The following is a 12193-nucleotide window of genomic DNA, read 5'->3' on the forward strand; positions in this document are numbered from 1 at the left end:
TTCAGGCGCGCGCGGCGCGATGACGATACGCTTCAAGGAAGCGGGCCAGACGACCAATAGCTTCGGTCAGATCATTTTCGTGGGGCAGGAAGACCACACGGAAGTGATCGGGATGCGGCCAGTTAAAGCCGGTGCCCTGCACCAGCAGCACTTTCTCTTCCTTGAGCAGTTCCAGCATGAACTGCTCATCATCCTTGATCGGATACATCTTCGGATCCAGCTTCGGGAACAGATACAACGCGCCCTTGGGCTTGACGCAGGTCACGCCCGGAATTTCCGTGAGCATCTTCCAGGCCAGGTCACGCTGACGTGTCAGGCGGCCGTTCGGGCCGACGAGGTCATTGATACTCTGATAACCGCCCAAGGCCGTTTGAATGGCCATCTGCCCCGGCACATTGGCGCACAGGCGCATCGAGGCGAGCATATTCAGGCCTTCGATGTAATCCCTGGCGTGGCGCTTGTCGCCGGACACAATCATCCAGCCGGAACGATAGCCGCAGGCGCGGTAGTTCTTGGACAGGCCATTCATGGTGATACACAGCACATCATCAGCCAGGCTGGCGATCGAGGTGTGTTGGTTGCCGTCGAACAGGACCTTATCGTAGATCTCGTCGGCAAAGACGATGAGCTGATGCTCACGCGCAATCTGCAGAATGCCTTCCAGAATTTCCTTCGGGTACAGCGCCCCCGTCGGGTTATTCGGGTTGATGACAACAATCGCTTTTGTATTACTGGTGATCTTGCTGCGGATATCGTTCAGATCCGGATACCACTCGGCTGCTTCGTCGCAGAGGTAATGCACCGGCACGCCGCCAGACAGGCTCACAGCCGCCGTCCACAGCGGATAATCCGGCATCGGAATCAGCACCTGGTCGCCATTGTTGAGCAACCCCTGCATGGCCATGACGATGAGCTCGGAGACACCATTACCCAGGAAGATATCCTCAACCGTCACGCCCTTGATGCCCTTTTCCTGGCAGTAGTGCATGATCGATTTACGCGGCGCAAACAGCCCCAGCGAATCGGTATAACCCGAGGCATCGCGCATATTGCGGATCACATCCACCACAATCTCTTCCGGCGCTTCAAAACCAAACGGCAACGGGTTACCGATGTTCAGCTTGATGACACGATGGCCCTCTTCCTCCATTTTCTTGGCGGCCGCCAGCACCGGTCCACGAATGTCGTAGCACACGTTGGCAAGCTTGGAAGATTTGGTGATGGGTTTCATGGTCGGTCTGTGGTCGAGGCGAGTCGCTAATTATCGGTGAAAACCGGTTATCCTACTACTTTTTCCGCCTTTCCATGAAACTCCACCTTGCGCAAAATGCCGGCCTACGCACATTCAGCAGCCATGGCCCCGGCTATGTGGCCGTGAACGGCACCCATTACGAAAGCTCGGTCATTGTTTGTGGCCGTGACGTGATCAGCGATTGGGCACCCGGTTGCTTTGACGGGCTGGATGCCGCGCAATTCGAGCAACTGGCCAATCTTGGGGCGGAAATCGTGCTTTTCGGTAGTGGCGAACGTCAGCGCTTTCCCCGGCCGGAACTGCTCAAGCCCCTGATTGCCAAGGGTATCGGCCTGGAAGTCATGGACACCAAAGCTGCCTGCCGCACTTACAACATTCTGGTGGCCGAAGGGCGTCACGTCGCCTGCGGCATCCTCATTGAGCCTGCAGCATGAATACCTCATTCACATCCCTGCTCTCTGCGTTCTACACACGCCGTTTTCTCTGGCTGCTGGCCGCCCTCTTCACCCTGGCCTGGTTTGGCGTACTGGATTACCGCCATCTGGTGGCCTCGGATGAAGGCCGCTATGGCGAAATCGCCCGCGAGATGTACGCCACCGGCGACTGGGTCACCCCCCGCTACAACGGCTACAAATACTTTGAAAAACCCCCGCTACAAGGCTGGATGACGGCCATTGCCTACACCCTGTTCGGTGTCGGTGAGTGGCAGTCGCGTTTGTGGACGGGCTTTACCGGTTACTTCGCCATTCTGGCCACCGGCTTTACCGCCTGGAAACTGGTCGGCGGCGAACGCGGCGTTATTGCTGGCTGGATCTCGGCCATTCTGCTGGCCAGCAGCCCGATGTGGAGCGTCGGCGGCCACTTCAACACGCTGGACATGGGCCTCTCCAGCATTCTCAGCTGCGCCCTGTTCAGCCTGATACTGGCGCAACGCAACGGCCTGAGCATCAAAGCCCGCCGCAACTGGATGTGGCTGTGCTGGGCCTTCATGGCACTGGCCGTGCTTTCCAAGGGTCTGATTGGGCTGGTGATTCCCGGTATGGTGCTTGTGGTCTATACCCTCACCACCTGGGACTGGGCGCTCTGGAAACGCCTGCACCTGGTTTCCGGCCTGGCGCTTTTTTTCCTGATCGTTACCCCCTGGTTCGTGCTGGTCTCGATCAAGAACCCCGAGTTTGCCCACTTCTTCTTTATCCACGAACACTGGGATCGCTTCACCAAAGACGGCCACAACCGCAAAGGCCACCCGCTCTACTTTGTACCGCTCATCCTCCTAGGCTTCATTCCCTGGTTGCTGCAACTGGGCCAGGGTTTCCACAGTGCCTGGAAAGAGCGCCGTGGTGAGGCTACGGTTTCTGCCGTCGCCGGTTTCCGACCCCTGTGGCTAGCCGCCGTCTGGGCCGTGATGATCTTCCTGTTCTTCAGCAAATCGCAATCCAAATTGCCCGGCTACATCATGCCGATCTTTCCGGCCATCTCCCTGCTTGCCGGCCTGGCCATGGCCCGCGCTTTCGAGCGTATGAGCACGGCCGGCGAAGACCGCAGCTGGAAGCGCCAGATGATCTACATGACCCTGCTGGTACTAGCGGGTTTCATCGCGCTGCCCTACACCTACCAACTGGGCAAAGCTCCCTACGAACAACTGGAGTATCAGGAATACACCGTCTGGATCGCCATCGCGCTGGTGGCGGCACTCACCACCATGGTCTACGCCTGGAGCGCCATACGCGGCTTCGAGCATCAGGATGTGGCGCACCGCCTACGCCAACTGATGGACGGCCTGTTGCGGTCCGCCATCGCTTTCTTCATTCTCGTTCAGATCGTCGGTCTGGGTCACGACACCCATGGCCGTTCTATTTCGGGTGCCGATCTGGCGGTTGCCGCCCGTCCTTACATCAAAGACAACACCCCGGTGTATTCGATCCGCATGCTGGATCACACCTTCCCGTTTTATATCCAGCACCCCACCATCATGGTGGATATGCAGGATGAACTGGAATTCGGTATCAATCAGGAACCCGACACCTGGGCACCCAAGGTGAGCGATTTCGCGGTTCGCTGGCAAAAGGACGAGGCACCGGTAGTGGTCGTGCCGCTGCAATACCTGGACGAAATTGCCGCCTTACAGCTACCGATGGCCGAAGTGGGCCGCGACACCCGCCGTGCGGTATTCGTAAAGCCAACTCATAAGCCGGCACCGCCTGCTCAACCCTATACCCCACCGGCGAAGTAAATGACCCTCGGCACCTTTGGCTTTCTCTTTACCGGCATTCTGCTTAATGCGGCTGCCCAGCTGTTACTCAAAGCTGGCGTGCGCAACCTGGGCGAGCTCTCGCTCTCGCTCGACACGCTCGTGAGCACCACCATTGCCGTCGGTACGCAGCTACCGATTATCGGTGGCCTGTTCTGCTACGGCATCAGCGTTTTTGTCTGGATCATCGGTCTCTCACGCGTGGACGTCACCATCGCCTACCCGATGTTGTCGTTGGGCTACGTCATCAATGCCGCCCTCGCCTGGTATCTGTTTGGCGAAGTCATGAGCATGCAACGGATCATCGGTATTACGGTCATTCTGATCGGTGTCTGGATTCTGGCTCGTAGTTAATCTTTATTGAAGAGGTGTCCTATGCAGTTGCGATCATTCAAACTAGCCACCAGCCTCTGTTGGCTGGCCGCCTCCGGCTTCGCTCTGGCAGCACCACAGCACATCCAGCCGTTAGCAACTGGTGCCGTCAGCACGGTACAAATACCGGAGCTGGAGCCTGGCAAAACCATTCTGGGCCAGGACTTCAACTATCCCACGGGCGCACCGCTGCTCAAGAGCAAAATCGTCGAAGTGCCGCCCGGCCAGGATATCGAATGGCACAAGCACGCCATTCCCGTCTTTGCGTACGTCATGTCTGGCGAACTGGTCGTCGATTACGGATCAAAAGGCACGCGCCGCATCAAGGCCGGTGAATCCTATATCGAAGCCATCAACTGGTGCCATCATGGCCAACCGGTCGGCAACGAACCGGTTAAGCTCCTGGTGCTGTATCTGGGCCAGCAGAACCCGGATCAGATCAAACCTGAGCGCTGCCTGAAGCCGGAATAAACCCCGGCTGCTAAAATGCCGGACATGACTGCACCGACCCCTTTCGACCCGCCCATTCCCTTTACCCGTCCGACCATCGACGAAGCCACCATTGCCAGCGTTGGCGATGTGCTTCGGTCGGGCTGGATCACCTCGGGTCCGAAGGTTCAGCAATTCGAATCGGAACTATCCGGCTTCTTTGGCGGCCGCCCGGTACGCACCTTTTCCAACGGCACTGCCACTATGGAAGTGGCTTTGCGCATTGCCGGCATCGGCCCGGGTGACGAGGTCATCACCACCCCGATATCCTGGGTTGCTACCAGCAACGTCATTCTGGCCGTGGGCGCCACACCAGTCTTTGTGGATATTGACCCGATCACCCGCAACATCGATCTAAATCTGATCGAAGCGGCCATCGGACCCAGCACCAAAGCCATCATGCCCGTGTATCTATCGGGCCTGCCGGTCGACATGGTCCGTCTGTACGACATTGCCAGCCGCCACAAACTGCGCATCATTGAAGATGCTGCCCAGGCGCTGGGCTCGTCATGGCATGGCTCGCGCATTGGCGCGATTGGCGACCTGATCAGCTTCAGCTTCCAGGCCAACAAGAACCTCACCACCATCGAAGGCGGCTGCCTGGTCTGCAACAATGATGATGAAGCCCGTCTCGCTGAAAAATACCGCCTGCAGGGCGTCACCCGTACCGGCCTCGACGGCATGGATGTCGACGTGCTCGGCGGTAAGTTCAACCTGACGGATGTCAACGCCGCCATCGGCCTGCACCAGCTGACGCAACTCGGCAAGTTCCAGGATCAACGCGCCAAACTCGCACAGCACTACTTTGACGCCTTTGCCCAAACCAAAGTGGTTGAACATGGCCTGGAACTACCGGTCGCCGATTTTGCGCACAGCAACTGGCATATGTTCCAGGTGGTGCTGCCGCTGGATCGACTCGACACCGATCGCGCTGGCATCATGGCCGATCTCAAAGCCCTGGGCATTGGCACCGGCCTGCACTACCCGCCAATCCACCTTTTTAGCCTGTATCGTGAGCGCGGTTTCACCGAAGGCATGTTCCCGATTGCCGAACGTATCGGCCGTAGCATTGTCACGCTGCCGCTCTTCCCGACCCTGACCGAATCCGACGTTGATCGCATTGTTGCCGCCGTGGCGCATGTGCTGGAGACCCACCTGAAATGAGCGAACAGACCAACGACCTCCACACCCAAAGCGGCCTCGATCTCCACGTCCCAGCCGGCAACCCTGCCGTCGAGCCGCCCGAACTGAGCGTCATCATCCCGGTGTATAACGAAGAAGCCGGTCTGCAAACGCTATTTGATCGCCTCTATCCGGCGCTTGATGCCCTTCATGCCACCTATGAAGTCATCTTCATCAACGACGGCAGCCGCGATCGCTCTCCCCTGATTCTGTCGGATCAATATCGCAAGCGCCCGGACGTCACCCGCGTCGTGCTCTTCAATGGCAACTACGGCCAGCATATGGCTATCATGGCCGGCTTCTCGCAGGCCCGTGGCCAATCGGTCATTACCCTCGATGCCGACCTGCAGAACCCGCCCGAAGAAATCGGCAACCTGCTGGCCAAACTGCGCGAAGGTTACGACTACGTGGGCACCATCCGCCAGAATCGGCAGGACACCTGGTTCCGCCGGCATGCCTCGCGCGCCATGAATAATCTGCGTGAGAAGATCACACACATCACCATGACCGACCAGGGCTGCATGCTGCGTGGCTACAGCCGCCAGGTGGTGCAGATGCTGAACCAGTGTGAAGAAGGCCGCACCTTCATTCCTGCGCTGGCCTACACCTTTGCCAACCGCCCCATCGAAATTGAAGTCAAACACGAAGAACGCTTTGCCGGCGAATCCAAGTATTCGCTTTACAGCCTGATCCGTTTGAACTTCGATCTGGTCACCGGCTTTTCCACCATGCCGCTGCAGGCCTTCTCGCTGCTCGGTGTGGTGCTGGCCATCGGATCTACCGCCCTCTTCTTCCTGCTGCTGCTGCGCCGCTTTGTGTTCGGTGCCGAAGTCGAAGGTGTCTTTACGCTCTTCGCCCTAGTCTTTGCGCTGATCGGCGTACTGCTCTTCGGTGTGGGCCTGCTGGGTGAATACATTGGCCGTATCTATGAACAAGTGCGGGGTCGCCCGCGCTTTGTGATCCAGGCCATTCTGGAACAGGATCACTAAGCGCATGAAAGCCGTCGTTTTTGCCTATCACGAGGTCGGCGCCCGCTGTCTGCAGGCACTACTCGATGCTGGCGTCGATGTGCAACTGGTCATCACCCATACCGATGACCCGAATGAACGCATCTGGTTTACCAGCGTGGCCGAGCTCGCTGCCAAAGCAAGCATCCCGGTTATGACACCGGGATCTGCGAGCGAACCCGAAGTTCAGGCGCGCATCACCGCCATTGCCCCGGATTACATCTTCTCGTTCTACTACCGCCAGATGATTCCCATGTCGGTACTGAATCTGGCAAAAATCGCCCCGCTCAACATGCACGGCTCCTTATTGCCCAAATATCGCGGCCGCGTGCCCATCAACTGGGCCGTACTGCATGGCGAAACCGAAACCGGCGCCACCCTGCATGTGATGGCTGAAAAGCCGGATGCCGGCGACATTGTGGCCCAGCAGGCCGTGCCCATTGGCCCGGACGAAACGGCCGGAGAAGTCTTTGCCCACGTCACCAGCGCCGCCGCCAATACCCTGAAAGGCGTGCTGCCTCAGCTGCTCAAGGGCGATGTACCGCGCCGACCGAACAATCTGGCAGAAGGCAGCTACTTCGGCGGCCGCAAGCCCGAAGACGGCCGCATCCACTGGGAGCAGACCGCGCAAAAGGTCTACAACCTGATCCGCGCCGTAGCCCCCCCCTATCCGGGCGCCTTTACCGACGTGACCACTGCCAACGGCACCCAGCGAATCACTATCAACGCCGCCCGCCGCCTGGAAGGCGCTTTTGACCAAGCACCCGGCATTTACCGCACCGGTTCCAAGGTAATTGGGGTCTGCGGTGATAAGATGGCGGTTGAGCTTACCGAATTCACACCAACTACTTTCGACCCGACCACACTATGAAAAAAGTCCTTATCCTCGGCGTCAACGGCTTCATCGGCCACCATCTTTCCAAGCGCATCCTGGAAACGACCGATTGGGAAGTCTATGGCATGGATATGCAGGCCGACCGCCTGGCCGATGTTATCGGCAATCCGCGCATGCACTTCTTCGAGGGTGACATCACCATCAATAAAGAGTGGGTCGAGTACCACGTTCGCAAGTGTGACGTCATTCTGCCGCTGGTGGCCATTGCTACCCCGGCCACTTACGTACAGCAACCGCTGCGCGTCTTCGAGCTGGACTTCGAAGCCAACCTGCCGATCGTGCGCTCTGCTGTTAAATACGGCAAGCATCTGGTCTTCCCGTCGACCTCGGAAGTCTACGGTATGTGTAGTGACAGCGAATTCGACCCGGAAAACTCGCAACTGTCGTACGGCCCCATCAACAAGCCGCGCTGGATCTATGCCTGCGCCAAGCAACTGATGGATCGCGTGATCGCCGGTTATGGCCAGCAAGAAGGCCTGCGTTACACCCTGTTCCGCCCGTTCAACTGGATCGGCCCAGGCCTCGACAGCATTCACACGCCGAAGGAAGGTTCTTCGCGCGTGGTCTCGCAATTCCTTGGCCACATCGTCCGCGGCGAACCCATCAGCCTGGTCGACGGCGGCACGCAGAAGCGCGCCTTCACGTACATTGACGATGGTATCGACGCCCTGGTGCGCATCATCGCCAACAAAGACGATATCGCCAACGGCAAGATCTACAACATCGGTAACCCGGTGAACAACTACTCGGTGCGCGAACTGGCCACCATGATGCTCGACACCGCTGCCAAGATTCCGGAATATGCCACCACCGCCAAGGATGTAAAACTGGTGGAAACGACTTCGGGTGCTTACTACGGCAAGGGTTATCAAGACGTTCAGAACCGTGTGCCGAAGATCACCAACACCATGGACGATCTGGGCTGGAAGCCAACGGTCAGCATGAGCGACGCCATCAGCAAGATTTTCGAGGCCTACCGCGGCGACGTCGCCCTGGCCCGCCAGCTGGTCGACTGATCGCCTGTGCTTCCCCATCTGCCCGGCCACCTTACCGGGCAGATGTTGTTCTGAATGCGCCCCTTGTGCCGCATAGCCTGCAGGACGACCATGTCACGAATTACACTCAAGGTTGATGTCGATACACTGCGCGGTACCCGCGAAGGTGTCCCCGCACTCCAGCAGCTGCTCGACCGCCATCAGGCCCGCGCCACCTTTCTCTTCAGCCTCGGCCCGGACAACACGGGTCGCGCCCTGCGTCGTGTTTTTCGCCCCGGCTTTCTGAAAAAGGTGTCGCGCACCTCCGTGGTGGAACACTACGGCCTCAAAACGCTGTCGTACGGTGTGCTGCTGCCCGGCCCCGACATCGGCAAAAAGGCCGCCGCAGAAATGCGCGCTATTGCCAACGCCGGCCACGAATGCGGCATTCACACCTGGGATCATGTCGAATGGCATGACCAGGTGCGCCAACGCGATGCTGCCTGGACACAGCAACGCATGCAGCAGAGCTATGATCGCTTCGGCGAGATCTTCGGGCACGCCCCCGCCACGCATGGCGCTGCCGGCTGGCAGATGAACGAAACCGCCATTCGTCAGCTGGACGCCTGGGGCATGCAGTACGCCTCCGATGGTCGTGGCGCCGCCCCCTACTTCATCAGCATTGATGGCCAGCCCTGCCGACACATGCAGCTGCCGACCACACTGCCAACGCTGGATGAAATCCTCGGTGTTGACGGCCTCACCGTCGATAACGTGCACGAGCATCTGCTCGGCCTCACCGACCCTAACCGCCATGGCCCACGCGACCATGTCTTTACGCTGCACGCCGAGCTGGAAGGCCAGAAACTGGCGCCGATCTTTGATCGTTTGCTCGCGGGCTGGCTGCGACAAGGCCATACGCTGGGCACGATGGGCGATTATCACGCCACACTCATTTCCCAACACTCGCACCAGATGTTGCCGATCCATCCTTTTGCCTGGGGCGAGATCCCCGGCCGCTCCGGCGAGCTGATTGTCGATCTCCCCACCCCGGTCTAACGCCCAGGAGTCCGCCATATGACTGTAGTACTCAACCAACCGGTTCCCGATTTCAGCGCTCCCGCCACCGGCGGCGATTTCAGCCTGCAGGCACTGGCCGGCAAGCACCTGGTGCTTTACTTCTACCCCAAAGACAACACTCCGGGTTGCACCACCGAGGCGCAGCAGTTCAGCGCCCTGAATACTGATTTCGCCAAGGCCAATGCCGTGATTGTGGGGGTTTCGAGAGACAGCCTGAAGTCGCACGACAATTTCACCGCCAAGCAGCAGATTCCCTACTGCCTCATCTCCGACCCCGACGAAAGCATCTGCGAACTGTTCGGTGTCATGAAACTGAAAAATATGTATGGCAAACAGGTCCGTGGCATTGAACGCAGCACCTTTGTGATCAATGCCCAGGGCAACTTGGTCCGGGAGTGGCGCGGCGTCAAAGTGCCGGGGCACGCAGCCGAAGTACTGGCTTTTGTGCAGTCTCTGGGCTAATCTGACCCTGTAGAGCGGTTCGGTCTCTGACCGGATCAACGTGGTTCCACTGACTCATAAGCGAGATCTCGATGGCCCCCCGCAAACCTGCAGCCGCAAGCCGTACGGCAACCAATACCAAACTGTTCGTTCTGGATACCAACGTGCTCATGCACGATCCGACGAGCCTCTTCCGCTTCGAGGAGCACGATGTCTACGTGCCCATGATGACGCTGGAAGAGTTGGACAACAACAAAAAGGGCATGTCGGAAATCGCCCGCAATGCGCGCCAGGTGACCCGCACCATGGACGATCTGGTTTCCCATTGCGGCGATCAGATTGATCATGGCATCCCGCTTGCCGAACCCTCCAAGGGTCTGGCCACCGGCCGGCTGTATCTGCAAACCGAAGCCATCAACACCCCGCTACCGCCCTCGTTGCCGTCTTCCAAGTACGATAACCAGATTCTGGGCGTCATTCTCTTCCTGCAGCTCAAGTATCCCGGCCGCGCCGTCATTCTGGTGTCGAAAGACATCAACATGCGCATCAAGGCGCGCGCCCTCGGCCTAATGGCCGAAGACTACTTTAACGACAAAGTTCTGGAAGATACTGACCTGTTGTACGCCGGTTCGCGTGAATTGCCGGCAAACTTCTGGGATACGCACGGCGCCGGCATGGAATCCTGGAAAAAGGACACCAAAACCGGTTACCGCATCACCGGCCCCCTCTGCCGGGATTTCCTGCAGAACGAATTTGTCTACGACCTGAACGACCCACCCTTTGAAGCCATCGTGCGTGAGGTCAGCGGCAAAACTGCCGTTCTGGAAACGCTGGTCGACTACACGCATCCCAAACATGCCGTGTGGGGCATCAACGCCCGCAACCGCGAGCAGAACTTTGCCCTGAACCTGCTCATGGACCCGGAGATCGACTTTGTGTCCCTGCTCGGCCAGGCCGGCACCGGTAAAACCCTGCTCACGCTGGCCGCCGCCCTGACCCAGGTACTGGATCAGAAGCGCTATGCCGAAATCATCATGACCCGTGTCACCGTGCCGGTGGGTGAAGACATCGGCTTCCTGCCTGGCACCGAAGAAGAAAAAATGACCCCATGGATGGGCGCCCTCGAAGATAACCTCGACGTCCTCAACAAGAATGAGGACGATGGCGGCCCATACGGCGGCGAATGGGGTCGTGCGGCCACGCGCGACCTGATCCGCTCCCGTATCAAAGTGAAAAGCCTCAACTTCATGCGCGGCCGCACCTTCATCCAGAAATTCCTGATCATCGATGAAGCGCAGAACCTGACGCCCAAACAGATGAAAACCCTGATCACCCGGGCCGGCCCCGGTACCAAGGTGGTCTGCCTCGGCAACATCGCCCAGATCGATACCCCGTACCTGACCGAAGGCAGCTCCGGTCTCACGTATGTGGTGGATCGCATGAAGGGCTGGCCGCACGCCGGGCATATCACCCTGCAGCGCGGCGAACGTTCTCGCCTTGCCGATTTTGCGTCTGAGGTACTATAAGCCGCATGAAACGTCGTACTTTCCTGCTCGGGGGCCTGCTGGCCTCCGGCGCAGCCATTGCAGCCCCAAAAAAGAAAGCGGCCAGCAACGGCAGCGGTCTCAAAAAATCCAGCCGTAGCGGTCTGCGTGCGCCCGGCAACAGCGGCCCAGCCCCCATCAAGGTCCCCGCCAAACTGGCACCCGAACTGGCTATGAGTGGCGGCGTCTGGCGCCCGTATGAACTGAACATTGATGTCTCTTCCACCAGCCATGGCGACGACGCCACGCTGTGGATCCCCATTCCTATGGATACCCCCTGGCAACAGGTCACCTCGATCAGCTGGTCGGGTGGCGGCAAAGCCGGCATCCGTTTTGATCCGGCCAGCCAGCTGCATGTCTACGTCGTAGAAGGCGGCTCGTCCACACCGGACGTCAACCTGACCATGCGCGTAGAAACCCGCACCCGGCAGTTTGACATCACCAAACGCGGTACCTTCTTCCACGAATCGGAAGAAGAACTGGATCGCAACGTACGGGAAACCGGCTACCGTGGCACCAGCGAAGGCCTGCGCCACCTGGCAGATGAAGTCTCCGGCCGGATCATCGAACCGCTACCCCGCGCCCGCGCCATTTACGACTGGGTGCTCGACAAAGCCCTCAGCGGCAACTGCCAGGCCTACGAGATGGCCCTGCCCCCGCGTACCACCTGCCTGAGCAGCAAGGGTGAAGACGTGGCGATTGCCTT

13 protein-coding genes are annotated in these 12193 nt (G+C 59.0%); 12 read left to right on the forward strand and 1 reads right to left on the reverse strand.

The window, feature by feature from the left end:
• Position 1: 1 nt before the first annotated feature.
• Positions 2-1231, reverse strand: coding sequence for a pyridoxal phosphate-dependent aminotransferase (locus AC3GOJ_RS08660; RefSeq protein WP_488237065.1), 1230 nt, complete (start codon positions 1229-1231; stop codon positions 2-4).
• Between the two features lie 74 nt (positions 1232-1305).
• On the opposite strand from AC3GOJ_RS08660, the gene AC3GOJ_RS08665 reads away from it, so the two are divergent.
• From AC3GOJ_RS08665 to AC3GOJ_RS08720, 12 genes are all read left to right on the forward strand, one after another.
• The gene (locus AC3GOJ_RS08665) at positions 1306-1686 is read left to right on the forward strand and encodes an Mth938-like domain-containing protein (protein WP_488237066.1); all 381 of its coding nucleotides are present in this window, start codon (positions 1306-1308) and stop codon (positions 1684-1686) included.
• A complete protein-coding gene (locus AC3GOJ_RS08670; protein ID WP_488237067.1) occupies positions 1683-3485 on the forward strand; it encodes a glycosyltransferase family 39 protein in 1803 nt (600 codons plus the stop codon). The genes AC3GOJ_RS08665 and AC3GOJ_RS08670 overlap by 4 nt, the downstream gene beginning before the upstream one ends.
• Positions 3486-3857: an SMR family transporter gene (locus AC3GOJ_RS08675; protein WP_488237068.1), complete on the forward strand. Its 372-nt coding sequence runs from the start codon at positions 3486-3488 to the stop codon at positions 3855-3857.
• Positions 3858-3878: 21 nt separating this feature from the next.
• On the forward strand, positions 3879-4346 hold the full coding sequence (locus AC3GOJ_RS08680; protein ID WP_488237069.1) for a cupin domain-containing protein: 468 nt from the start codon (positions 3879-3881) through the stop codon (positions 4344-4346).
• Between the two features lie 24 nt (positions 4347-4370).
• Positions 4371-5528, forward strand: coding sequence for a DegT/DnrJ/EryC1/StrS family aminotransferase (locus tag AC3GOJ_RS08685; RefSeq protein ID WP_488237070.1), 1158 nt, complete (start codon positions 4371-4373; stop codon positions 5526-5528).
• A complete protein-coding gene (locus AC3GOJ_RS08690) occupies positions 5525-6535 on the forward strand; it encodes a glycosyltransferase (protein WP_488237071.1) in 1011 nt (336 codons plus the stop codon). The genes AC3GOJ_RS08685 and AC3GOJ_RS08690 overlap by 4 nt, the downstream gene beginning before the upstream one ends.
• 4 nt (positions 6536-6539) lie before the next feature.
• Complete coding sequence (locus AC3GOJ_RS08695; RefSeq protein ID WP_488237072.1) at positions 6540-7424, forward strand: formyltransferase; 885 nt, start codon at positions 6540-6542, stop codon at positions 7422-7424.
• Complete coding sequence (locus AC3GOJ_RS08700; RefSeq protein ID WP_488237073.1) at positions 7421-8464, forward strand: bifunctional UDP-4-keto-pentose/UDP-xylose synthase; 1044 nt, start codon at positions 7421-7423, stop codon at positions 8462-8464. Before AC3GOJ_RS08695 ends, AC3GOJ_RS08700 begins: the two co-directional genes overlap by 4 nt.
• A 90-nt stretch (positions 8465-8554) precedes the next feature.
• Positions 8555-9481 carry a polysaccharide deacetylase family protein gene (locus AC3GOJ_RS08705; protein ID WP_488237074.1) on the forward strand — a complete coding sequence of 309 codons (927 nt, stop codon included), beginning with the start codon at positions 8555-8557 and terminating at the stop codon, positions 9479-9481.
• 18 nt (positions 9482-9499) lie between these two features.
• Complete coding sequence (locus AC3GOJ_RS08710) at positions 9500-9964, forward strand: peroxiredoxin (RefSeq protein WP_488237075.1); 465 nt, start codon at positions 9500-9502, stop codon at positions 9962-9964.
• 71 nt (positions 9965-10035) lie between these two features.
• Positions 10036-11469 carry a PhoH family protein gene (locus AC3GOJ_RS08715; RefSeq protein WP_488237076.1) on the forward strand — a complete coding sequence of 478 codons (1434 nt, stop codon included), beginning with the start codon at positions 10036-10038 and terminating at the stop codon, positions 11467-11469.
• A gap of 5 nt (positions 11470-11474) precedes the next feature.
• Positions 11475-12193 (forward strand): hypothetical protein (locus AC3GOJ_RS08720; protein WP_488237077.1); only part of this gene is annotated, 719 nt, incomplete at its 3' end.

This window comes from Fluviibacter sp., from assembly GCF_057744235.1.